Source organism: Sphingobium sp. TKS, assembly GCF_001563265.1.
In the GTDB taxonomy this organism is placed as follows: domain Bacteria; phylum Pseudomonadota; class Alphaproteobacteria; order Sphingomonadales; family Sphingomonadaceae; genus Sphingobium.
Window position 1 is genome coordinate 2,168,478 of the sequence record NZ_CP005083.1, and the last position, 22,248, is coordinate 2,190,725.

The 22,248-nt window shown below is 63.1% G+C and carries 26 protein-coding genes, 2 pseudogenes and 1 other annotated feature; of the genes and pseudogenes, 17 read left to right on the top strand and 11 right to left on the bottom strand.

Translation table 11 applies throughout. From position 1 onward, the window contains the following. Positions 1 to 57: 57 nt before the first annotated feature. Positions 58 to 1,176 carry a LysR family transcriptional regulator gene (locus tag K426_RS10800; protein ID WP_066556786.1) on the bottom strand — a complete coding sequence of 373 codons (1,119 nt, stop codon included), beginning with the start codon at positions 1,174 to 1,176 and terminating at the stop codon, positions 58 to 60. A 360-nt stretch (positions 1,177 to 1,536) separates the two neighbouring features. Between K426_RS10800 and K426_RS30285 the strand changes: the two genes are divergently transcribed. The 3 genes from K426_RS30285 (at position 1,537) to K426_RS10820 (ending at position 4,316) form a co-directional block, all read left to right on the top strand. After that, entirely contained in the window at positions 1,537 to 2,796 is a 1,260-nt protein-coding gene (locus K426_RS30285) for a GNAT family N-acetyltransferase (RefSeq protein ID WP_082748559.1), read from the top strand. Between the two features lie 14 nt (positions 2,797 to 2,810). Continuing rightward, positions 2,811 to 3,320 (top strand): winged helix DNA-binding protein, encoded by a 510-nt coding sequence (locus tag K426_RS10810; RefSeq protein ID WP_082748836.1) that lies wholly within the window; start codon positions 2,811 to 2,813, stop codon positions 3,318 to 3,320. A gap of 756 nt (positions 3,321 to 4,076) precedes the next feature. Beyond that, positions 4,077 to 4,316 carry a hypothetical protein gene (locus K426_RS10820; RefSeq protein WP_066556792.1) on the top strand — a complete coding sequence of 80 codons (240 nt, stop codon included), beginning with the start codon at positions 4,077 to 4,079 and terminating at the stop codon, positions 4,314 to 4,316. Positions 4,317 to 4,910: 594 nt separating this feature from the next. On the opposite strand, the gene K426_RS10830 is transcribed toward K426_RS10820, so the two are convergent. Together K426_RS10830 and K426_RS10835 are read right to left on the bottom strand one after the other, a co-directional pair. Further along, positions 4,911 to 5,366: a pyridoxamine 5'-phosphate oxidase family protein gene (locus tag K426_RS10830; protein WP_066556797.1), complete on the bottom strand. Its 456-nt coding sequence runs from the start codon at positions 5,364 to 5,366 to the stop codon at positions 4,911 to 4,913. Positions 5,367 to 5,383: 17 nt separating this feature from the next. Then, complete coding sequence (locus K426_RS10835) at positions 5,384 to 5,845, bottom strand: NAD(P)-dependent oxidoreductase (protein WP_237229769.1); 462 nt, start codon at positions 5,843 to 5,845, stop codon at positions 5,384 to 5,386. A gap of 55 nt (positions 5,846 to 5,900) precedes the next feature. Between K426_RS10835 and K426_RS10845 the strand changes: the two genes are divergently transcribed. After that, a protein-coding gene (locus K426_RS10845) for an IS3 family transposase (RefSeq protein ID WP_145907272.1) occupies positions 5,901 to 7,129 on the top strand; the annotation gives its coding sequence in 2 pieces (ribosomal slippage) (positions 5,901 to 6,189 and positions 6,189 to 7,129; 1,230 coding nt in all). Then, positions 6,182 to 6,298, top strand: a sequence feature (AL1L pseudoknot). Its footprint overlaps the gene before it by 117 nt. A 1-nt stretch (position 7,130) precedes the next feature. Here K426_RS10845 and K426_RS32510 read toward each other — a convergent pair. Continuing rightward, entirely contained in the window at positions 7,131 to 7,316 is a 186-nt protein-coding gene (locus tag K426_RS32510) for an NAD(P)H-binding protein (protein WP_066556805.1), read from the bottom strand. 332 nt (positions 7,317 to 7,648) lie between these two features. On the opposite strand from K426_RS32510, the gene K426_RS10855 reads away from it, so the two are divergent. The 4 genes from K426_RS10855 (at position 7,649) to K426_RS10865 (ending at position 11,627) form a co-directional block, all read left to right on the top strand. After that, the gene (locus K426_RS10855) at positions 7,649 to 9,349 is read left to right on the top strand and encodes a Na/Pi cotransporter family protein (protein WP_197672699.1); all 1,701 of its coding nucleotides are present in this window, start codon (positions 7,649 to 7,651) and stop codon (positions 9,347 to 9,349) included. 141 nt (positions 9,350 to 9,490) lie between these two features. Continuing rightward, positions 9,491 to 9,583: a hypothetical protein gene (locus K426_RS30290; RefSeq protein WP_236036272.1), complete on the top strand. Its 93-nt coding sequence runs from the start codon at positions 9,491 to 9,493 to the stop codon at positions 9,581 to 9,583. 54 nt (positions 9,584 to 9,637) lie between these two features. Beyond that, on the top strand, positions 9,638 to 10,165 hold the full coding sequence (locus K426_RS10860; protein ID WP_066556808.1) for a hypothetical protein: 528 nt from the start codon (positions 9,638 to 9,640) through the stop codon (positions 10,163 to 10,165). A gap of 169 nt (positions 10,166 to 10,334) precedes the next feature. After that, positions 10,335 to 11,627, top strand: coding sequence for an NRAMP family divalent metal transporter (locus tag K426_RS10865; RefSeq protein ID WP_066556809.1), 1,293 nt, complete (start codon positions 10,335 to 10,337; stop codon positions 11,625 to 11,627). Positions 11,628 to 11,715: 88 nt separating this feature from the next. On the opposite strand, the gene K426_RS10870 is transcribed toward K426_RS10865, so the two are convergent. Beyond that, positions 11,716 to 11,898, bottom strand: a complete 183-nt coding sequence (locus K426_RS10870) for a hypothetical protein (protein ID WP_066556810.1) — start codon at positions 11,896 to 11,898, stop codon at positions 11,716 to 11,718. Positions 11,899 to 12,016: 118 nt separating this feature from the next. Beyond that, complete coding sequence (locus tag K426_RS30295; protein ID WP_082748565.1) at positions 12,017 to 12,193, bottom strand: DUF3606 domain-containing protein; 177 nt, start codon at positions 12,191 to 12,193, stop codon at positions 12,017 to 12,019. A 102-nt stretch (positions 12,194 to 12,295) separates the two neighbouring features. On the opposite strand from K426_RS30295, the gene ligD (K426_RS10875) reads away from it, so the two are divergent. Beyond that, positions 12,296 to 13,714 carry a DNA ligase D gene (ligD, locus tag K426_RS10875; RefSeq protein ID WP_082748566.1) on the top strand — a complete coding sequence of 473 codons (1,419 nt, stop codon included), beginning with the start codon at positions 12,296 to 12,298 and terminating at the stop codon, positions 13,712 to 13,714. After that, positions 13,645 to 14,091: pseudogene (locus tag K426_RS32515) on the top strand (TonB-dependent receptor plug domain-containing protein); the annotation flags it as partial. The gene ligD (K426_RS10875) and the pseudogene K426_RS32515, both read left to right, overlap by 70 nt. Positions 14,092 to 14,299: 208 nt before the next feature. Here K426_RS32515 and K426_RS10885 read toward each other — a convergent pair. Next, a complete protein-coding gene (locus tag K426_RS10885; RefSeq protein ID WP_006473457.1) occupies positions 14,300 to 15,655 on the bottom strand; it encodes an IS1380-like element IS1247 family transposase in 1,356 nt (451 codons plus the stop codon). 95 nt (positions 15,656 to 15,750) lie between these two features. Here K426_RS10885 and ligD (K426_RS10890) point away from each other — a divergent pair. From ligD (K426_RS10890) to K426_RS10905, 4 genes and pseudogenes are all read left to right on the top strand, one after another. After that, positions 15,751 to 16,275: pseudogene (gene ligD, locus K426_RS10890) on the top strand (non-homologous end-joining DNA ligase LigD); the annotation flags it as partial. After that, on the top strand, positions 16,272 to 17,090 hold the full coding sequence (xth, locus tag K426_RS10895) for an exodeoxyribonuclease III (protein WP_066556814.1): 819 nt from the start codon (positions 16,272 to 16,274) through the stop codon (positions 17,088 to 17,090). The pseudogene ligD (K426_RS10890) and the gene xth, both read left to right, overlap by 4 nt. After that, positions 17,087 to 17,611 carry a cupin gene (locus K426_RS10900; RefSeq protein ID WP_145907274.1) on the top strand — a complete coding sequence of 175 codons (525 nt, stop codon included), beginning with the start codon at positions 17,087 to 17,089 and terminating at the stop codon, positions 17,609 to 17,611. Before xth ends, K426_RS10900 begins: the two co-directional genes overlap by 4 nt. Then, positions 17,601 to 18,071, top strand: coding sequence for a GFA family protein (locus K426_RS10905; protein WP_197672812.1), 471 nt, complete (start codon positions 17,601 to 17,603; stop codon positions 18,069 to 18,071). The genes K426_RS10900 and K426_RS10905 overlap by 11 nt, the downstream gene beginning before the upstream one ends. A gap of 57 nt (positions 18,072 to 18,128) precedes the next feature. On the opposite strand, the gene K426_RS10910 is transcribed toward K426_RS10905, so the two are convergent. After that, a complete protein-coding gene (locus tag K426_RS10910) occupies positions 18,129 to 18,425 on the bottom strand; it encodes a plasmid stabilization protein (protein ID WP_066556817.1) in 297 nt (98 codons plus the stop codon). Between the two features lie 166 nt (positions 18,426 to 18,591). On the opposite strand from K426_RS10910, the gene K426_RS10915 reads away from it, so the two are divergent. Then, entirely contained in the window at positions 18,592 to 18,825 is a 234-nt protein-coding gene (locus K426_RS10915; protein ID WP_066556821.1) for a hypothetical protein, read from the top strand. Positions 18,826 to 18,908: 83 nt separating this feature from the next. Here the strand turns inward: K426_RS10915 and K426_RS33065 are convergent, their stop codons facing one another. The 3 genes from K426_RS33065 to K426_RS10930 all read right to left on the bottom strand — a co-directional run bounded on the left by K426_RS33065 (position 18,909) and on the right by K426_RS10930 (position 20,565). Next, on the bottom strand, positions 18,909 to 19,121 hold the full coding sequence (locus K426_RS33065; RefSeq protein ID WP_237364985.1) for a DUF3072 domain-containing protein: 213 nt from the start codon (positions 19,119 to 19,121) through the stop codon (positions 18,909 to 18,911). A 73-nt stretch (positions 19,122 to 19,194) separates the two neighbouring features. Beyond that, positions 19,195 to 19,935, bottom strand: a complete 741-nt coding sequence (locus tag K426_RS10925) for an SDR family oxidoreductase (protein WP_066556825.1) — start codon at positions 19,933 to 19,935, stop codon at positions 19,195 to 19,197. A gap of 204 nt (positions 19,936 to 20,139) precedes the next feature. After that, positions 20,140 to 20,565 carry an SOS response-associated peptidase family protein gene (locus K426_RS10930; RefSeq protein WP_066561673.1) on the bottom strand — a complete coding sequence of 142 codons (426 nt, stop codon included), beginning with the start codon at positions 20,563 to 20,565 and terminating at the stop codon, positions 20,140 to 20,142. Positions 20,566 to 20,720: 155 nt separating this feature from the next. Here K426_RS10930 and K426_RS10935 point away from each other — a divergent pair, with 155 nt between their 5' ends. After that, positions 20,721 to 21,341: an SOS response-associated peptidase gene (locus K426_RS10935; RefSeq protein ID WP_066556828.1), complete on the top strand. Its 621-nt coding sequence runs from the start codon at positions 20,721 to 20,723 to the stop codon at positions 21,339 to 21,341. Between the two features lie 294 nt (positions 21,342 to 21,635). Then, positions 21,636 to 21,866 carry a molybdenum ABC transporter permease gene (locus K426_RS10940; protein WP_145907278.1) on the top strand — a complete coding sequence of 77 codons (231 nt, stop codon included), beginning with the start codon at positions 21,636 to 21,638 and terminating at the stop codon, positions 21,864 to 21,866. Positions 21,867 to 22,248: the final 382 nt, after the last annotated feature.

Consider the following 22,248-nt stretch of genomic DNA (forward strand, 5'->3'; position numbering starts at 1 on the left):
ACGTAATATAGGTTGTATCAGAACTATCGTGCATGGGCGCGATGCAAGTTCTGTCGTCTACGTATCGCCGCTGGCATCTAGACCATCGATGTACCCTTCGAACAGGCTCGTCACATTTGCAGCGGTCGCAGTCTGATCGAAATCGCGCGGGTGAACGAACTCGTCCCTGAACCAGGGGTATTTCTCCCCCGAGAAGGCCGATGTCAGCCAATCTACGGCCCGCTCCACCTCGGGGGATTGGGCGCGGGCGGGATTCAAGACACACAGGATCTCGCGCTTGAGGTGGACACCGATATCGATGGGGCGCACCAAGCGACTGATGGCGCGGGCATAGGTCGGAAGGAATCCTATGCCACCCCCTGCGGCAACCGCGCGGAAATGCGTCAAACTACTGTTCGTGGTCAGGCTGATCAGATCGCCCGTATCGACTGTGCCCACAAAGAAGGGGAGCAACTGTGAAGCGACCTGGTCCGCCTCCTGCCAAACCAATCGGTGATCAGGCCAGTCATCGACGGATTGCGGCACGCCCGCTTCTCGCAGATACTTGTCGGACGCGAACGGCATCAGATGGAGTGTCCCCAGGCGGAAGCACAGCGAACTGGCCACCTCCGGCTGCTCGAGTTGAACTGCAATGTCGAAGTCACCCTCTGCCATGTCCACGCGCTGCATGTCGCAATGCAGTTCGATCCTAAGCTGGGTCGCGGCCTGGAATTCGAGAATGCGCGGCGTCAGCCAATAGGTACCCAATCCCTCGGTCGCCGCGATCCTGACGCGCATCCGCTGTCCGCTTTCCGCGTCCTGATGCGCCGCGCTTTGCCGCGACGAATGCATCTCTCGGGCGATACGCAGCAATGCCTGGCCGGATTGCGTAAGTTGCAGACCATCGCGGCCGCGTCGGGCGATGAGCTCTCCCAGAACATCCTCCATTCGCGCCAGCCTGTTGCGTACGGTATTGATCGCACGGCGCGTGCGGATTGCACCGGCCCTGATGCTTCCGGCCTCGGCGACGTTCAGAAAGAGCTCGAGATCCGTCCAGTCGATTTGCTTGAGATTGGCCCGGAAGGACGCCGGAATTCCCTTCCCAAGCGCTCCACGCGGAAGACCCCGTTGGCCTAAGCCGCCAGGCTCTGTCGACAGCAGGGAGGTCGAGCGAGAGGCTGGCCGCTTCTTGATCATAGCGTGACACGCGCGCGGGGCGTGTCCGGCGGCCGCCCCCTGGCGGTCAACTCGCCATCTTGACCAGCCGCTATCGGCGACCACATCGGCGCGGAAATCGTCTCTCCACGGCCCAAGCTTCCTCTCGGTCTCAACATGCGAACAGCCCTCCTGGCAATTCCTCTCCTCAAGATAAGGCGCTCGCTTTGGCGCTTTGCCTATCCCCGGGGGCGGCACAAACCATCTCCGATTTGAACGGGATGAGGGCCGGCGCACGCGCGCACGGGTCAACATTTGATCCACCCAGGTCAGAAATGGCCTCGCTTCACTGGAATGCGAAAGGCGTAGCTGAACAACCCTTCACATCTCGAAGGGGGTTCCATGTATCAAGAGTCAGTTAGTCCCGCCGACGTCGATGGCTATCGCTCGATGGCATTCTCGGATCGCATCCGGAAGCTCTGCAATGACGGCAGCCGGCCGGCGGCTGTCACGCGCCGCGCGACGATCCGTGAGGCCCTTCGCGCACTTGGCCATGCCCGTATCAGTCTCCCAGGCTTGGCCTGCGATAAGGTCGTCGAAGCCGCGATGGCGCATAACCCGGACATTTTCCAGCTTATCGAAGGGAACGGGCTCCCGCCCGGGAGTATGCCGTTTCTCGCTTATCTGCCGCTCACCAGTGACGGCGCCCGAGCTTTGATCGAAGGACGGTTCAAAGGAAGCGCCCCCGATCTCGCACTCGTTTGCCGCGGCGACGAAGTTCCGTCAGCCATCTACATCTGGCTGATTTTCGCACCCGCCGCTTTCGGGCCGACGGTCAAGGCACTTGCCCCTTTTCTGGGCCGTCTGTCACCCGATGGATGTCCGCTTTTCACAAGGGCGGTGACCGGCCACACCGCCAAGCTGTTTCCCGCCATGGGCTTCGTCGCGGCCCAGTCCGTCTACCCGTCCGCGCCTCGCGACCTCCTTTCCCTGCCACCGCTTTCGGGCTTTCCCGTCTTCGGTATCGACCATCGTCGGGGAAGCGGTGAGATCGAGGTCGGGGTTGCGCGCACGGTCGAGGATCTGCTGAAGGCCTTCTCCGTGCGGGCCGCGACGTACATCAGCGAACAGGAATGCCCGTATGAAGAGGAGTTCGATGGAAACGACTTCTGCGCGACCCATCTGATTGGTCGGATCGACGGCGAGCCCGCGGGATGTATCCGCATCCGCTTCTTCGCGGATTTCGTGAAGCTCGAGAGACTGGCTGTCCGCAAGGAATACCGGACATCCAGGCTCGCTTTCCGGCTGGTTCGCGAGGCCATCGGCTATTGCAGGCGGAAGGGGTATCGACGAGCATATGGTCACTCGCGTGTCGACCTGACCCGCTTCTGGGGCCTGTTCGGCTTCAAGCCGCTGTCTGATCGCTCATCCTTCGCCTTTTCGAATGTGGAGTATGTCGAGCTCGAGGCGGATCTCGGGATCGATCCGAATCCCATCGTCATCGGGGCAAATCCATATATCCTTATCCGTCCAGAAGGGGATTGGGACAGCCCTGGACCGCTCGACCGCTCAGCGGCGCGCTGCGGCTTCCCAAAGTCCGCGGCGCTCGAGCCCGAGCGCCATTGCAAGGGCCGGAGCGCTGCCGCTGTCCCCGTGCGATGATCGGGGAGCGAAAGATGACCAAGCAGATCGGAAGGATCGATCAAGGCGCCGCCGAGGAGATCACCCCGCCCATAGATACGTGGGGACTCCAGCCATCGGGCCACCGACAGCTCTCGCCATCCGTGCCTACACATGAGACAGCGCGCGCCTCCGACGCCGGTTCCTTGCCGGGTATTGACCTCGCCTCATGGTGGCTTAGGGCTCGACGGCTGCGCGAGGAGTTCTTCGGAGCGGAGATTTTTTCGGACCCGGCATGGGATATATTACTGTGTCTCTACGGGGTAGCGGCCCAGGGCAAGAAGGTGAAGATCACCAGCCTTTCGCCGATGACCGGCCTGCCGATCACCACGGCGGGGCGCTGGGCCAGAAATCTGGTAGCGAGCGGCTTGCTCGAGCGCGAACGAGACTCTCGTGACCGTCGGCGCTCCTTTGTCGGCCTCAGTCCCAAGGGATATGAGCTGGTCAGGGGCTATTTCGAGAAGTTGATAGCGAAGAACGATCTCCCTCATCCGCCACAAGGTTGAACCGTCTGCGAAATCACCGGCCGGTGATAAAGTGGCACGCGGACATTTTTCATCCGAGTGGAAACCTCGCTGGCGCAACATGCGCTCTGGTCAAGCCGATGAGCAGAGCGCACGCTCTCACGGCGTGCGAGCCTGCCCTTCAGCGAGAAAGGGAACACGCCGGCGGTGGGAAGGGGAGGACCACACCGGTCGGCAGCTGCTGGGCTCGTCCAAATCGGCTACGCAATTCCCTCTTTGCGGCGTTGACCGCTCGTTGGGTGTGCGCCGCACTGTCGCCATCGCCCTCGTCGAGTTCGTCGAGAAGGGCCAGGGCGCGATCCAGATGCCTGACAAGCATCACCCATTTTCTATGCGTCTCCACTGACAATTTCCGCTCTCCGCCCGCTGTGCGGTGAATAGAACGTGGTAACCGAGGCGCCACGACTTGCTATCCACCGGCCGTTTCTCCGATGCGACCGGGCGTTGAATCTTGTCGGCGCCCGGAACGAGTGCGCTGGTTGAGGCGCGAGCGGCGCGGCTTCAATGCGCCGATGGCTCCCGCGTGGGACGCGGGAGCCGGGGCTGGTAACATGCGAAGTGACATGCGCCTGCGCTTTTAGCCGCAAGCGACCTGGACATATGCACAGGCACCCCGGCGGATCGCTCCGCCGCGGGCCATCGCACTTCGCGGGATTACCAGTCCCGACGCCACACCTCTGCAGCGCGCTATTGCGCTAGCACACGCGCGCTTCTCGACCAAGCCGTTGCGGGCGAAGCATGGTCGGCTCCTCGGCCGGCGCGCAGGCCCACACGCCGGGATTGGGCTTGCCGTCTCCTGCCCTCCTGTCCGTCGCAGCGAATGCCGAGGGCCTGTTGGAAAGCCGTTCGATCCGACCATTTTCGATCGAAGGGATCAGCGGAGCCGAAGCCGTCGACTGGATCGAAGAGCCGATGATCGAGGGGCCTCAACATGGTTATCTTCAACTGCCACCACACCGCGCACGATCGACCAGTTGAGCCGCTTCGGACCGGGGGAGCGCCATTGCCGCGCAATCGCGCCGCGCCGAGATGTTCAGTTATTTCAGTGATGGCTCCATTTTTCGTGAGATTGGGTGGCAGGGAGCACCGCCATCCTCAGCCGGGTCGCCATGTTTGCCGGTCATTTAGATTGGGACCGCAAGAAAGTTTCAGCTTTGGCCGAGGGCGGTCGGATCCTCCCCCACGTCCAGCGCCGGGACGGAGAGGACACGCGCCTTCGCTGCGACCGGCCGGGTTTAGCGAACGTGGAAACGCCGCTAACCCGCGTGCTCAGTGGCGAGCGTGTGGCAGGCCTCACCGAAGATCAGGAGCTAAGCCCTCGCGAGGCTTAGGCTATCCCTCGGTCGCGCTGACGGCGAAGCGCGATGCCCATCAGCACGATGGAAGCGCCGGCCGATGACGCGGAGGACTTGCGCGTCTGCAATGGCGCCGAAGCCCGTTCATCTCGATTTGCGACGCCTTCGTCCTCAAAGCCGTCCGCAATCTCCTCGCCAATGTCCCGGCGAGCCCGTCCGAGCGGTCTCAGGTCACACGGCAGCTAATGGATCCGTCGGCGCAGACCGGACCTGCTCGTCAGGTCCGCGCCATATTGCAAAAAATCGGGGCGCCGTTCTCGAATCCGAGCACGCCAGTGACCTGATCGAGGTCGATGATCACCGCCCGGCCTTTCCGCTCCGGGTCACGCTCGCGCTCCTTCTCATTGGACAGATCGAACGCGCGATCGCGCTCGGCCGGGTCATCGCTGATCCGCGCTCGCCCGATGAACTGGAGAACCGGCACCGTCGGCGAACGATACGCCAAGGCGACGTGCGGGTTCTGCCTGATCGCCTCAAGCGTTCCGCCCTCGGCGTTACGCGCCCAGAAGCTGAGCTGGGTATCGCTGAACACAACCGTGCTGCCCCGAAACGACAGAACGGGTTTGTGGCCGGCATCGACGACGGCCAGAAGCAATGGCTGACCAGCATCCAGAGCGCCGTTAACCAGCGCTGAAATCTCGGGGCTGAGCGCGAGCGGGGTAGTATTGGGCATGGGCGGCGAACCTCCTCTCAATAGCCGACGGTGAAGCGCTGGCGGCGATGCGCTGGATTCTCGATCTCATCCACCAGAGCGACCGCGTAATCCTCGAACGAAATCACGCTCCCCTTCTCGGTGGATAGCAACTCATCCTTGCCAAGACGAAATTTGCCCGTCCGCTCGCCGGGCAAGAACTGCAAGGATGGTGACAGGAAGGTCCAATCGAGATCCTGTTCCTGACGCAGCAGATCGAGAAAGGCTGCGCCACCGCCCGCTTCGGCCTTATACGCCTCTGGGAAGTCCGGGGTGTCGATCAGGCCGATGCCCGGCTTCACCTCGAGGCTGCCGGCGCCTCCGACCACAAGGTATCGCTTCACCCCGGCTGCCTTGACCGCATCGATCAGGATGTGGGGATCGCTCGCCGTGAAATGGACCGAGCTCACTACCGTGTCGTGGCCTCTCAGCAGTTCGACCAGCCCCGCCTTGTCGAGCACATTGAACCGCCCCGGGATTGCCGGAGGCCCTAACTCCTGAGAGGAAGGGTCTACGATGAGCAAGACGACGAACAAGTTTGCACCTGAGGTTCGAGAGCGGGCTGTCCGCATGGTGCTGGATCACGAAGGTGCCCATCCGTCCCGCTGGGCGGCGATCACATCGATTGCCGAGAAGATCGGCTGTTCGGGACACACGCTGCTGGAGTGGGTGAAGAAGGCGGAGGTGAACAGCGGCAAGCGGGCCGGGTTGCCCACCGATGTAGCTGACAGGCTCAAGGCGCTGGAGCGTGAGAACCGCGAGTTGCGTCAGGCCAACGAGATCCTGCGCAAGGCATCTGCGTATTTTGCCCAGGCGGAGCTCGACCGCCCGTTCAAGCGATGATCGCGTTCATTGACGAGCATCGCAGTGATTATGGGGTCGAGCCGATCTGCCGGGTTCTGCCGATCGCCCCATCCACCTACCATGAACATCTGGCGCAGCGGCGCGATCCCTCGCGGCTATCGTCGCGTGCTCAGCGTGATCAGATGTTGAAGCCGGAGGTGGTGCGCGTCTTCGCCGAGAACTTCGGCGTCTACGGCGTGCGCAAAGTGTGGCGGCAGATGCGGCGCGAAGGCTTCGATATCGCCCGATGCACAGTGGAGCGGCTGATGCGCGATCTTGGCCTGCAGGGCGTAATCCGTGGCAAGCCAGTGCGCACGACGATCAGCGACAAGGCGGTGCCTTGCCCACTCGATCAGGTGAGCCGGCAGTTTCATGCGCCGGCGCCGAACATGCTGTGGGTCTCGGACTTCACATACGTCGCGACGTGGTCGGGGTTCGTCTACGTGGCCTTCGTGATCGACGTCTATGCCCGCTACATCGTAGGCTGGCGGGTGAGCAGGACGGCGCACGCCAGCTTCGTGCTGGATGCCCTCGAACAGGCGATCCACGATCGGCGTCCTGTCCATCGCGGCGGTCTGATCCACCACAGCGACCGCGGCAGCCAATACGTCTCGATCAAGTATACCGAGCGCCTTGCCGAAGCTGGGATCGAGCCATCGGTGGGCAGTGTAGGCGACAGCTACGACAACGCTTTGGCCGAGACAATCAACGGCCTTTACAAGGCAGAGGTGATCCACCGACGAGGTCCATGGCGATCCTTTGAGGCCGTTGAATACGCCACGCTCGAATGGGTAGACTGGTTCAACAACCGCCGGCTCCTCGCGCCCATTGGCAATATACCGCCTGCCGAAGCGGAGGAGCGCTACTACGCCATGCTGGACGACACTCCCATCGCCGCGTAATTTAACCCGAATGGCCTCCGGCAATCCCGGGGCGGTTCACATCGCCACGCCGTGCGGTGACATTCGGCAGATCAGCGATCTTTTCGGGGTGACGGGCGATAGCGGTAATCGCGTGGCCGCGATCGGAAAGTTCCTTCAGGATACGGGAACCGGCGGCTCCAGAGGCGCCGATCAGAGCGATGGACAATGGCAATCTCCTCGGTCGACTTCGATGCTGCGAGGTTCGGGCTACGCAGTCCTCCCGACCTCAAAGTGGGGACGAGTAAGAATTCCACCTCAAACCTATTTCGAGGACGTGAATCAGGCGAGGTAGATTTCCTACATGGGGGAACTGCCTGACTATTGACGAGGCCGCGCGGGTCTCATGCGTCAGGCGCGACATCTGCCAAGACCGACCTTTTTCGGCACGGGGCCGCTGGACCTGTGAGCCGGGCGCCTGGTCGACCCGTCGCGACGGCTGGGCCTAACCTGACCGAATGGCGAAGTCGCATCCTGCGATCGTGGCTACTATAGTGGCGGTTGGAAACAGGAGTCGAACCGACGAGCATTTCGCTGACCCTTCTCGATCTTGGGGGCATCGCGGCGCTGCTGCTCTGGGGCGTTCACATGGTGCGCACCGGCGTGCAGCGCGCGCTGGGCGCAAAGCTCCGTTCGCTACTCGCGCATCATCTCGGCGATCGTTTCCGCGCCTTCCTCGCCGGCCTCGGCGTCACCGCGCTCCTCCAGAGCAGCACCGCCACAGGTCTCATGGTCACGGGCTTCGCGGCCGAGGGGCTGGTCGGACTGATCCAAGGCCTCGCTGTGATGCTCGGCGCCAATGTCGGCACGACGCTGATCGTCCAGCTTCTCGCCTTCGACGTCGCGCGCATCGCACCGATCCTCGTGCTCGTCGGCTATCTGCTGTTCCGCCGAGCACAAGCCGGCTGGCGAGACTTCGGCCGGGTATTCATCGGTCTCGGTCTCATCCTGTTCGCGCTCCACGAGTTCCTGGTGGTGCTCGAGCCTGTCGCTGCCAATCCTATGACGCGCGCCTTTCTGACCGCACTCTCCGGCCACATCGTGTTTCTGGTCGTGCTTGGCGCACTGATGACCTGGGCAGCGCATTCGAGCGTGGCCGTTGTGCTGCTGGCCATCTCATTCACCACGGAAGGCGTGCTCTCCGTGCCCGCCGGGATCGCGCTGGCGCTTGGCGCCAATCTGGGCTCGGCGATCAATCCGGTGCTCGAAGGCACGGCACGCGATCCCGCCGCCCGCCGGCTACCCGTGGGCAACCTGATCAACCGCTTCATTGGCGTCGCTCTGGTATTGGCGGTCTTTCCGCTGATCCCTCCGCTCGTAACGGGCATCGAGGCCAACCCGGCGCGGGCGATCGCCAATTTCCACACTGGCCTGAATATGGCGCTCGCATTGTTCTTCTTCCCGCTGCTCGGTCCCTTCGCCCGGCTGCTGGAGCGCATGCTTCCCGCACGGCCCGACGAGGGATCCCCCGATGCGCCGCGCTATCTCGAACCGGTAGGAGAGGGGCACTCGCCCGCGAGCGCGCTTGGCGGCGCAACCCGCGAGGCGTTGCGTCTCGCCGATATACTCGAACAGATGCTGCTTGGCCTCAGGCAGGCACTCGCGCGTCCCGACCGCCGGCACATCGCCGAGACACGCACGCTCGACGATCGGCTCGATCATCTCAACCGCGCTATCAAAGAGAATCTGCTCGCGATCGATGCCGGCAGCCTCGACGACGAGGGCGGTCGAAGGCTCGCGCGCATCCTGACCTTCTCGATCAATCTCGAGCAGGCCGGCGACCTGATCGACCGCGGGCTGCTTGGCATCGCCAGCCGCCAGCTCCGGCGCGGAGTTGCTTTCTCGGCTGAAGGCACGGCCGACCTCATTTCGCAGATCGATCGCCTGCTGACGACGCTGCGAAGCTCGACCACCGTATTTCTGAGCGGTGATCCAAAGGCGGCGCGCGAACTTGCGTCTGAGAAGCAGGCGTTCCGGCGTATCGATGAGGAAGCAACTGCCGCCCATTTCGAACGGCTGCGCTCTGGCAATGTCGAGACGGTTGAAACCAGCGCGCTTCATCTCGACGCGCTCCGCGATATCAAGCGCATCAGCAGCCATCTCATCGAGGCATCCGCTTACCCCGTTCTCAAGCAGCGGGGCGACCTCTGCCGACGAGATTGCGTACGGTCGACTGATTGGCCCAGGCAGTCACTGAGCTAATGGGCAATTGCCCTATTCCTCCGATCATATCGGACAGCATGCGGTAGCGCCCGAGCCACGAATGGAACCGTGCTCGAGCGCTTCGTCGCAGTTTCCCCAATGGCGGGAACTTGCCCGAACGGTTTGCGAAGGAGCATGGCAATGTCTCGCCCGGCGCTCGACTGGTCGGGCGCACCTGACGGCACCAAAAGCTATGCGCTGATCGTCGAGGATCCCGATGCGTCGATCGAATGAGTGGCCTCGATGATCGAAGCATTCTAACGTCCTCCCTTGATGGGAGAGAGATGGATGAACGAGGCGAGCCAGGAACCACGGCGGGTCAGCGAGATCGCCATCCTTCCGTCGCGACAGAAGGCTGAAGCTGCGATCGCCGCTCTCGCCGCCGCCGGCTTTTCGGCCAGCGATATAAGCCTGTTCATACAGTCTCCGACCGACCAAGACGTAAACAAACCGCGCGACGACAACGTCGATGAGGCCATTGAGGCGGGCGGGGAGCGCGGGGCCGGCATCGGAGCGACTGCTGGCGGCCTGGGCGGTCTGCTGGCGGAAATCGGTGTGCTCGCGGTGCCTGGGATCGGCCCGATGATCGCAGCGGGTCCGCTGGCCGCAACTCTGACGGGGGTGATCGCGGGCAGCGCGTTGGGCGGCGTGGCGGGTTCCCTGATCGGTTTTGGGATTTCCGAAGCGCAGGCCAAAGCTGCTGAAAACCACCTCAAGGCCGGGCGCGCGGTGCTTGTCATCCAGTGTGGCGGCCGCGTGGAAGAAGCGCTTGCGATCCTTCGCGCGCACGGCGCTTTCCGTGGCGAACCGCACTAGTTCAGGGGAACGTGGACCAGCTGGATTGAACTTCTGGCTGACGGATGGGTATCTGGATATTCCCTGGCAAAAATCGCTCTTGACCCTGATGGCTGAGCCGTCCTTCTAAGTTGGGCGCTGCGCTGAACCGTTTATTCGTGGCGGAGGCCACCAGATTAAAGGACGGGACTTGGACTCTTTCAGCGCTGACGCCAGTATAGAAAAACCCGAGCGACCCAAGCTGCTGAAGGTATTGGGTCCTGGTCTCATAACCGGGGCGTCGGACGACGATCCGAGTGGCATCGCAACCTATTCCCAGGTGGGTGCGCAATTCGGTTACGGCCTGAGCTGGGTAATGCTCTTCAGCTGGCCGCTAATGTGCGCGATCCAGGAGATTGCCGCGCGCATCGGGCGCGTTACCGGCCGAGGTATCGCGGGTAATCTGAGGCGACATTATCCCGCCGGGGTCGGCTACGGCATCGTGGCGTTGCTGGTGATCGCGAACATCATCAACATCGGCGCCGATCTCGGCGCAATGGGCGCCGCGCTCAAGCTCCTCATCGGCGGGCCGGCACTCGTATATGTGGCGGGCTTCGGGCTGGTCACCGTGCTGCTGGAGGTCTTCTCGCAATATTCCCGCTACGTCTCCATTCTGAAATGGCTGACGCTCTCGCTCTTCGCCTATGTCGGCGTCGCCTTTGTCGTGCATGTTCCCTGGACCACCGTCGCGCATAGTCTGGTCGTTCCGAACATCACGTTATCCGCGAGCTATATGACCGCGGTTGTGGCGATCCTCGGCACGACGATCAGCCCGTATCTGTTCTTCTGGCAAGCCGAGGAGGAGGTCGACGAAGTTCGGGAGCGCAGCCATGCGAAGCCCCTGGAGCGTGCTCCGCAGGAGGCCGATGTAGAATTCAGGCGGATTCGGATCGACACCTTTGTCGGGATGGCGCTCTCGAACGCGGTCGCCCTGTTCATCATCGTGACCGTCGCCGCGACGCTGCATGCCAAGGGCGTGACGGACATCCAGACCTCCTCAGAAGCCGCGGAGGCGCTTCGGCCGATCGCCGGTCGCTTTGCCTCTCTCGTCTTCGCGGTGGGCATTATCGGCACAGGGCTCCTGGCATTGCCGGTGCTGGCTGGGTCCTCTGCCTATGCCCTGGGCGAGACATTCGGATGGCATGTGGGCCTAGCGCGCCGGCCAGGCCGCGCGAAGGCGTTTTACGCCGCCATCGCCATCGCAACGCTCCTCGGGGTGGTGCTGAATGTCAGCCCTATCGATCCGATCAAGGCGCTTTTCTGGAGCGCGGTTATCAATGGGGTCGTCGCCGTTCCGGTCATGGCCCTGATGATGCATCTGTCGAGCCACGGTCCCGCCATGGGGGATTTCAGGCTTCCCTTTGGACTGAAGATCGTCGGCTGGACAGCGACCGCTGTTATGACGCTTGCGGCGATCGGATTGTTTGCGACCTGGGGCGCATAGCGTTCCGGCGATGGCAAACAGGGAAGCAGGCCCTGTCGAACCTGATGCGGTGGGGGCTTTTCCTAATCGTGTCTCGAAGCCACCGGCATTAATGCCGCGTCTCGTGCTTGGCCCGGACGATATCAAAACTCCGGTCCGGATCTTGCTCTTGACGTGCGTTGGCCAAGGCTTCGTCGATTTTCTTCATGATGCCGGCGGCATTCTTCCTTTGGCGGCGCCAAAGCACGAGTAAGCCAATAGGTACAAAGGCAAAGGCTATCGTAAACGCCATAACTTGCTCGGCTCCCCCATGAGGTCATAGCCGATGGCAAGTCAATTTAACAGGGTCTTCCATGCCGGCGACGACGATCGGTGCTGGCTCCGTCCTGCATCGATCGTCGACGCACATTCTAACGATTGAGATATTTTTCTACCGCGGTAGCGCTGTTGCCGACCGTTTCGACGGCTTCCTGAAGTTTCTCGCGGCTGATGCCGAACCTTTCGGTCCAATATTCGACTTCGTAATCCTCACCCATGGCAATGCGCGCGCTGTCCTGGGGCGCTCGAACTGTCTTGTCGTCTGCCATTTCGGCCTCCTTGTTGCCGCAGCTTCAACGTCCTCGATTCCGGAGAGTTTCTGCGTCGTCGACAAAGGGGAACGATTGGCGGTCGAATCGAGTCTTGGAGTGATGGGAAGAACGCTCACTTCAATTGCGCGCCAGGGAGCTGCGGATCGCGGCGGTCGAACGACAGCCCGATCCGTCGCTCGCGCCGGCCCACCTCCATTCCGGCCCCTCCAGCTCGCGCGGCTCGTTGACGTCGTTCCCTCGGGCGACCGTTGGCTGCACGAGATGAAATATGACGGTTACCGGACCCTGGTCGCGATCGGTGGTGGCGAGGCGCGCGCCTATACGCGCTCGGGGCTCGACTGGTCGGATCGCTTCGCGGGCATCCTCGCGGACGCGCTCAAGCTCAAAGTCGGCTCGGCGCTGATCGATGGCGAGGCGGTGGTGCTCGATGCCGAAGGGCGATCGAGCTTCCAGGCGCTGCAAGGCGCGCTCAAGGGCGCGCCGGGCAACATCGACTATTATGCATTCGATCTGCTCGAGCTGGACGGCGAGGACCTGACGGGCCTCCCGCTTGTCGACCGCAAGGCAAAGCTTCGGGCGATCCTGCAGAGGTCCAAGAACCGGATCCGCTTTTCGGATCATATCGTCGGCAGCGGCGAGAAGCTGCTCAGCAGCTTCTGCGCCGCCGGTCTCGAAGGCGTTGTCTCCAAGCTCGTAACCGGCAAATATGTCGGCGCGCGCTCGGGTGGCTGGCTGAAGACCAAGTGCATCAAGCGCCAGGAATTCGTGATCGTCGGCTGGACCCCATCGGACAAATCGCGCTCGTTCCGCTCGTTGATCCTCGGCGTCCACGACAAGGGTGAGCTTCGCTATGCCGGCAAGGTCGGGACTGGCTTCGACACGGCCGAGCTGTTCCGGCTGATGGAGATCATGAAGCCGCTCGAGCAGACGGATCCGACCCTGAAGGCGCCGCGCGCCGAGGTCCGCGGCGCGCACTGGCTGAAGCCAACGCTGGTCGCCGAGATCGCCTATACCGAGATGACCAACGAAGGCACGCTTCGGCATCCGAGCTATCTCGGCTTGCGCGAGGACAAGAAGCCCGAAGCGGTCGTGCTCGAGACCGAAGCGCCGGTCGAGGAAGCGACCGCGCCGGCATCGTCGCTGGTGAAGATAAGCAATCGAGAGCGCGTCATCTATCCCGAGAGCAACATCACCAAGGGACAGCTTGCCGACTATTATGACGCGGTGGCCCCGATCATGCTGCCCTGGACCGGCTCGCGGCCGATCAGCCTGGTGCGCTGCCCGCAGGGTCGCGCCAGGAAATGCTTCTTCCAGAAGCATGATGCCGGCAGCTTCGGCGATGCCGTCCACCACATCCGGATCATGGAGAAAGACGGCCACGAGGAGCCCTACCTCTACATCGACACGCCCGAAGGGCTGATGACCTGCGTCCAGATGGGCACGATTGAATTCCATGGTTGGGGCGCGCGCATCGAGGGGCGGATACCCCGGTATCCGATCCGGGCGACATCGTGGTGACGTCGATGCGCCGCAGCGCGACGCTGGCGGCGGTGCCGATGGCGGTCTCGGTGGTCAACGGCGATGCCTTGCGCAATTCCGGCGTCACCGACCTGCGGGCACTCACCCAGCTGGCTCCGTCGCTGCTCGTTTCCTCGACCCAGTCGGAAGCCGCGGCGGCGCAGGCGCGAATTCGGGGTGTCGGCACGGTGGGGGACAATCCGGGCCTCGAAAGCTCGGTGTCCGTTTTCGTGGATGGCGTCTACCGGCCGCGCACCGGCATGGCGCTGACCGAGCTGGGCGCGGTCGATCGCATCGAGGTGTTGCGCGGGCCACAGGGCACGCTGTTCGGCCGCAACGCCTCGGCGGGTCTGATTCATGTCATCCTGCATTCCCCAAGTGGCGTGGCGTTTGAGGTGAAGATCGCCTGTATCCGAGCGCTAGACAAGGATTTTCTGCCGCAAGCGGCACCTGCGGTCGCGCAGACTGCTGGATCTGGACGGATCAGACCGCGAAGCCGCTGTTTCCTTGCCCAGGGGCGGCGTTTTTCAGCGCAGCGGACAGATCTGTCCAGCCGCTTTCGTTCAGTTTGAGCGTGGATCGCGATCATGCGCATAGCGGTGGCGCTCGCAATCGGCGGATAGCGGCGAGGATGGCGCGTACCATCGTGCCGGTGACAGCGACCTCGGCCAGCTGGAAGGTGATGGTGCGGGCGTGACGGACCACACGTGCCCCGATCTTGATCAGCTTCAGTTGCAGGCTGGTCAACGACCAGTCGGCCATGGCCTCGGGCAGCTCGATGCAGCGCAAGAAGGTGGCCAGGTTGTACGCCAGGGCGTGCAGTTGCAGCCGCACCTCATTGTCGCGGAACTTCCGGCACGACAGCCGCGTCCAGCGAAAGGCGTATTTGCCCTCTTTGATGTGCTGCTCGGCGGTGCCGCGCTGGTTGTAGAACCGCACCACCCAGTCCGGCTCCATCGGCAGGTTGGTGACGATGAAGCCGACACGCGGGAACAGTTCGCCCGGATGCCATTCGATCTTGGCGATCACCCGGCGTTCCTTGTCCCAGGACGCCGCCTGATACTCGAATTCCTCGAAGAACCGCTTGACCTTGGTCAGTGACGGCCGCCCGACAGGGCGCGTTAGCCGATGCGCGATCTTGTCCTTGAGGACCGCGTTTGCGGGCAGCCGGATGGCGTAGAAGAACCGCGCTTCTTCCAATCGCTCATAGATCGCCGGGATCGCGTAGGCAGCATCGGCCCGGAAGAACCTGCCACCAAGGTCGCGCTCCGCGTAGCGCGCAATGACGGGGTCGAGAACATCACGCCAGCCATCGGCGCTGTGGACGTTGCCATGGCGCAGGGCGCAGCGTTCCAGCATCCCGAACTGGTTGAACAGAAAGTTGGGGTGATAGCAGCTACAGTCGAAATGGCCATTCCAGGCGGACCCTTCCTGGTCGCCATGGGTCGGGCTGACCGAGCTGTCCATGTCCAGAACGATGTACTTCAGCCCGTTACGGTCATGGAACCGGTCGATCCATTGCCCGTTCAGGTCGGCCAGCGCGGCACGGTTCCCGGCCAGAGCCAGCGTCTCGGTCTCGAACCGTCCCATCTGCGATGCCGAGGCCGCTTGTGCATCGACCGCTCTGCCGCCGACAACTTGGCGCATGACCGGATCGCAGGCGAGACGGTTGGCGTCGTTGACATCCTCGTATCCGGCCAGCCGCCCAAAGACTGATTGCCGGAACAGGCCGTCGAGCCGATGGACCGTGTTCTTGCCAGAGCGAGTATCGCGCAGCGCCGCTGACGCCAAATCGGACAACCCGAGCGCGTCATCAAGCTCGCGCATCACCAGAAGGCCGCCGTCGGAACTGAGCTGCGTGCCGCGAAATTCCAGCCGCACGCGAGGGTCGAAATCCACCCGATCTGCCCGTTGCAAGCCCGCACCCTCTGGGTGATCCATGAAACGCGCCCCTCGCAGCCTTCAACACCATGTTTTATATAGGAAATATAATGGTCAGGACAGCGAAATCAGCGCCTTACTTGGGAAATGTGGGCGAGGATGTCGAGAAGGCCGATAGGCTGGTGTTCGATCTCGATCCGGACGAGGGTCTGGATTTCGAGAATGTGAGAACCGCGGCCTTCCATTTCCGCGACATTCTGAAATCGATAGGCCTGGAGACCTTCCCGATGCTGACCGGCGGCAAGGGCGTCCATGTCATCGCGCCGCTCACGCCCCGCGCCGAATGGCCCGAGGTCAAGGACTTCGCACACCGGCTTGCCCAGGCGGTGGCGCAGTCGGACCCCGCGCATTTCACCGCCGCTCTGCCCAAGGCGCAGCGCAAGGGCCGCATCTTCGTCGACTATCTGAGGAACCAGCGCGGCGCGACGGCGGTGATGCCTTACAGCGCGCGGTCGCGCGAGGGCGCGCCGGTCGCGGCGCCCATCACATGGAAGGAAATGGAAACGATCGACAAGCCCTCGCATTTCCATGTCGGCGACGCGAAGGAATTGTTGAAGCGGGCAAGGTCCAGAGCGTTGTCAGCTTGGGGACGCGCCGACCAGGAACTCCCGGACCTGTGAAGATCGCCACATACAATGTGAACGGCGTCAATGGCCGGTTGCCAGTGCTGCTGCGATGGCTCAACCTCGCGGAGCCCGACATCGTTTGTTTGCAGGAGTTGAAGGCGCCGCAGGAGAATTTCCCAGAGCATGCGATCCGCGCCGCCGGCTATCAGGCAATCTGGCACGGCCAGAGCCGCTGGAACGGCGTCGCGCTGCTGAGCCGCGTCGGCGAAATCCACGAGACCCGGCGCGGCCTGCCTGGCGACCCCGACGACGTGCAAAGCCGCTATATCGAAGCGGCGGTGGGCGGCGTGCTGATCGCCGGGCTCTATCTTCCGAATGGCAATCCGCGTCCTGGCTCCAAATTCGACTTCAAGCTGCGCTGGTTCGACCGGCTGCACGAGCATCTGGGAACGCTGATCGATCTTGACGCGCCGGTGATCGTCGCGGGCGACTACAACGTGATGCCGACCGACATCGACGTCTATGCCCCCGAGCGGTGGCGCGAAGACGCGCTGTTCGCGCCAGAGGTTAGGGCGGCCTGGCAGCGGCTCCTCGACCAGGGCTGGACCGACGCCATCCGGCATCTCCATCCCCGCGACACGATCTACACCTTCTGGAAATATTGGCGCGGCGCGTTCGAGCGGAACGCGGGCCTGCGCATCGACCATTTTCTGCTCAACCCGGCAGCCGCTGCCAGGCTTGTCGCAGCGGAGGTCGACACGCGGGCGCGAGGCTGGGAGAAGACCAGCGACCATGCGCCGGTGTGGATCGAGCTTGGCGAGGCGAAACAAAAGCGCCGACGAAAGATCGCAGCGCAGGAGCACTTATGATGGAGACCGAGCAGTTCCTCCTCCATGAGAATGGCTGGGTGCCGAACAATGATCGGCTGCCGGTTCTCGTTTATCGTGGCGTGGTCCATACCGAGGGTGACAAAGCGGCGCAGCAATTCGAAAAGATGTTCGCCGATCATGGTTGGCCGCCACAGTGGCGCGACACCGTCTATGACTACCATCATTACCATTCGACCGCGCATGAGGCGCTCGGCATCGCCGCAGGCTCGGGGACGCTGATGCTCGGCGGCCCCGGGGGCCGCAAGATTGCCGTCAGCGCCGGCGATGCGCTCGTTCTGCCCGTCGGCACCGGGCATCGCCGCCTCGATGTCAGTGACGACTTTCTCGTGGTCGGGGCCTATCCGCAAGGTCAGGGGTGGGACATCCGCCGAGATGCGCCGTCGGCCGAGACGCGCCGCCATATGCACGCCCTCGCAATCCCGAACCACGATCCCGTTGCCGGCGCGTCGGGCGTCCTTACCGAGCATTGGCACGAACAGGAGCGGGCCGGTGACAACTGACGATATCTGCGAAGATGCCCTCCCGCTGACCGGCCGCTGTGCCTGCGGCGCGATCCATTATGATTTGCTGTCGCCCCCATTCGATGCCGGATACTGCCACTGTCGCATCTGTCAGCTGATGAGCGGGGCGCCGGTCATGGCGTTCGCGACCGTCCCGCTGGCAGACTATCACGTCACCAGCGGCGAGCCTTTTGTCCGCCTGTCCTCGGAGTTTGGCGAACGCGGATTCTGCGGCGCCTGCGGGACGCCGCTCACCATGCGGGTCACCCACCAGCCGGATACGATCGATTTCACGATCGCGACGCTCGAGTGGCCGGAGGCGGTCGCGCCGGGATTCCATATCTGGGTACAAAGTCGCATCGCCTGGTTCGGGACAAGCGATAGCCTGCCACGACATGCCCGTTTCCGGGCCGATACGGTCGGTCTCACTGACGAGGTAGCCCGAGGCGCATGCGCCTGAGCTTTGTGAACGAGGCTATGGCGACAGGGAATCGATCGAGTCACGCCTGCGGTGGGTTCACTTGCCGCCAGCGTTCCTCCGCCGCGTCTCCCACCCCTTGCGGGCGGCCGCCGAGCGCTGTTCGGCCGAGCCGGACTTGTGAGCGCGTCCGCCGCGCGATGATGAGACGTGCGTGTCCTTCTTGCCGCGACCCGATCCCGACTTGTTGCCGCCGCCGGATTCCTTGTTGACCGTCGCCCAGGCGCGGCTCTCCGCTTCCTTCTTGGGCGTGCCGCGCTTTTCATATCCTTCCTCGATATGCTCGGCCTTGCGCTTTTGCTTGTCGGTGTAGCTGCTCTTGTCGCCCTGGGGCATTGTTCGACTCCTTCATTGCCCCGTCTTCGAGAACCCTTGACGCGCGCTCTGGTTTCCATCGGCTCGCTGCGGCGCGCCGAGCCGCTGCTACGGCTCATCCCTCAGGCGGGATCGCAATCGCCGTGCCGGTGTTGTGAACGCTAATCGAGATAGCAGGAGAATCAGGATGCCCGGTAAGAACTTGGCAGGCAGCGGACGCGACGATGGCGACCTCAATGCTGAACCCAGCACGCCATCCCAGTCGGGCAGCAGCGGCGGTACGCTGGCAATCGATATCGGCAGCGAGGATGAGGAAAAGACGGCGCTGGGCGGCGATCCCGAACCGACGCGCGTCACCAAGCAGGACAAGGTTCAGTCACGCATTCCGACGCGTTCGGACCACGAGAGCGCGGTCGGCTAAGCGTCGGGAGCGGATCGGCGGATGCCTTATCGCGTCTTGGCTAGCGGCGATGTGGTCGGTTGGCTTTGCCGCCGATCGCCGCCCTAGCGGCCGAGTTTTGCCTTGAGGTCATCAACAGCTTGGATGCGTCCGCTTTGCTCAGATCGCGGGACGGTGGCTCGACCTGTGCCTCTTCGCACAACGTCGGCCTGCGGGCCGGTCATGCGACCGTTGCCAGACACCCAATCCTCGGGATCCTTTTCGGTGTACGAGCCCGGGTGCTCGTCGAACTTGGGATCGTGGAGATGCTCCTGCATTTGGGTGCCTCGCGTTCGCTATCCCGGTAATCGGGTCGCTGATTCATGACGGCTAGTGGGGCGCGAGTGGGCGCTACTGCATCACTAATCCGCCGTCGACCGCATACTGGCTTCCGGTGACATAAGAGGCATCGTCAGACAGAAGGAAAAGGGCCACCGCTGCCGCCTCAGCAGCGGTTCCAGCGCGTCCAAGCGGCACCTGCCCGATGACGAATTGTTCAAAGCCCCGCTTGGCTTCTTCCGGCAGGAAATGGCGGAAATTTGTCTCGATTGGCCCAGGCACCAAAACATTGACGCGGATTCCGCGCGGCGCGAGCGCCGTGGCCCACGATCGCGCCATCGCAACGATGGCGCCCTTGGTGGCGGCATAGAGGCTGGTTGAAGCCGCTCCTTCGTAGGTGGATGAGGAAGACGTGACCACGACCGAACCGCCGGCGCTGAGAAGGGACGACAGGCTTGCGAGCTGGAGCATCGGCCCTCGGACGTTCGCCGCCATCATCCGGTCAAACGCGCTAGCCTCCATCTCTTCAGGCGCACCGAGGGCGGCATAGCCAGCGTTCAGCCACAGACCATCCAGTCCACCGTCTGATCGTACCGCATCCGCCAACGCGTCCGGCGAAGCGGGATCAGCCGCGTCGTTGAAGAGAACCTGTCCGCTCTCGCCCAAGCATCTGCGAGTTCCGCTGATTCGCGATGCGTCCAGGCCGGTGACTATGACTGCGCCGCCCTCGGCGACGATGCGCTTGGCGCCAGCGAGCCCCATACCACTGGTGCCGCCGGTAATCAGGATGCGCTTGTTCGTGAACCTGGCCATAGGCGACGACTAGCACCCGGGAGCAGCGCGCGCACCCTGCGGGAAGATCAATCGGAATGTTCGACACCGTAGCCCCAGGCTGACCTCGCGTCGTGAGCATTCCGCCGGCACGCGTCGGGATATGAAAATTCAATCTGGGCACTACTAGATCGACATGCCCATTCCCGAACTGCGCGATGCAGGAGTGTCAAAAAGCAGCGCCGCTCATAGCGCCAGCGCGGCCTGACGCGGGCCGTCCATTATCTCTTTGATGAGGAAGGTTCGTGCAGGCGGTGCCTCGAGAAGATCAATTTCGGGCATCTGATGGTCGAGCCATTGCATCACCTGGCGTCGGTGGATGATCGCGCCATGCCGCTCCTGGTAGCGGGCAATCTCGGGATTCGCAGGCACCGTGACGATTCGGTAGCAGAGCGGCCATTCGCCCATCGCAGGCTCCCAGATGCCGGCGAGATAGAAGAAGTTGCCGCCGTCGAGAGTAACGCGATACCGCTTGTCGCCGACCGTCATCTGGAATTCCGAGGCCGGAATCAGGCAGCGTTGGCTTGGAAATGTGCGGCCTTCGGAACGCACGAAGCGGAATGGCGTGCCGTCGCTGAACCGGGGATTGGAACCCCAGGTCGCCTCAAGCATCTCGATTTCTTGCATCGTCTCGGGATTGCGCCGGATGATGGCACGGCGTGCCCCAAGTGGAGCATCCGAATCGAAAGGGAGGGGCTTTGAGTCCATGGCCGGAACATACAGGGAACGATGGCTAACGGCAAGCAGCGGCTGCGACAGGAGGGCGAATGTGTAACGATTACCGGCTGGAGGTCGACATCGCTTCGATCGTCGAGGATTTCGACAACCTCAAGATCAAGATCAGCACGCCCGAGGGCACGCCGAACGTTGCGGCCCGCGAGGACATCAGGATCAGCGATACCGCCCCGATCGTGCGGAGTGTCGAAGGAACACGCGGCGCGGGAGAACTGGTCAACCGGCGCTGGAGCTGGCCGGGCCCGAACGGCAAGCCGGTGTATAATTTTCGGTCGGAGGGCCGGGACTTCACTTCGCATCGCTGCCTGATCCTGGCGGACGGATTCTACGAGCATACGAGGCCCGAGCAGCCCGGCCAGAAGCGCAAGACAAAGTGGCTGTTCACGCTGCGCGATCATCCCTGGTTTTGCATCGCCGGCATCTGGCGGGAGCATACCGAGATCGGCGAAGCCTTCACCATGCTGACGACCGAGCCGGGGGAGGATGTCGCTCCCTACCACAGTCGCCAGGTCATACCGCTCCCCCGCGATCAGTGGTCCGGCTGGCTCGATCCGGATGTTCCGGCGCACGACGTGCTTCGCGCATTGCCCAAGGGTAGCCTGCTCGTGACGCGAGTCTATCCGCCCGCTCCGGCACAGGCGGCGATGCTCTGACCATGGCCGGCAAGCCTTCGCTCACTGTGCCGAGGCGAACGCGGGACGTGCTGCTAGAGGCCGGCCCGGCGCTGCCTGGCGGCGTTACCGAGCTATTCGCGCATCCGGTTCACGATGGCGAGGAACTACGCGGCTACGATCATCGGCACGCGGACATACGGGTCCATGATGCTGTGGCATTGCTGGACCCGGATATGGCGGGGTTGCTGGACAGGTGCGGCGTTAGACGCATCAGCTTCCGAGAGATTCGGGAGTGCAGCGAGCCGCCAAGACTACGGCAGGAAGGGATAACCCATGCGTTTGGTTATGGGTCTTGTGTTTCTGGCGATCGGCGTCGCCATCATCTTCTGGACCAACAAGCGCGCGTTCAAGCGGCGCAATATGGCGGGCGTTCAGGAGTTCAGCTCCTACGGCCATTCGCTGCTGATCCGGACCCTTGAGAGGTTCGGCCGGATCGGAGCTTGGTTTTTCATCCTGGCCGGCGCGGGCTCGCTGTTGATGTTCTTTGTCACGGGGCGCGGTTGACGAGCGCGGCGCGCGCGCCAGATCCCGCATAGTCGAAAGCGACTATGGCGGGCAGGGAAGGGGGCCGTTCAGCGGCCCCTTTTTCCGCTGCGCGGCGGCGAACTCGTTTCTCGAGCTCGCATAGTCGCGGTCGACTACGGTGGACCAAATATGGTCCCCCGGCGGTAGCGCAAGGGGGGGATGGCCGCCGCCGGGGGTGGTTGGCCTCGTTGCTCGGGGGCAGAGCAGCGGGCCGTATGAAGCATATAGTGCGTTCGGGCACGGTTTCCATTGTCGGGCTTCCCTGCCTGCCCCGACCATCGCCGCGATGGGTATGGCGCGCGACGAAAGGCCCAAGGATCAGTGTTCAATACGTGCGGCCAGGACCGCGAACAGGACGCAC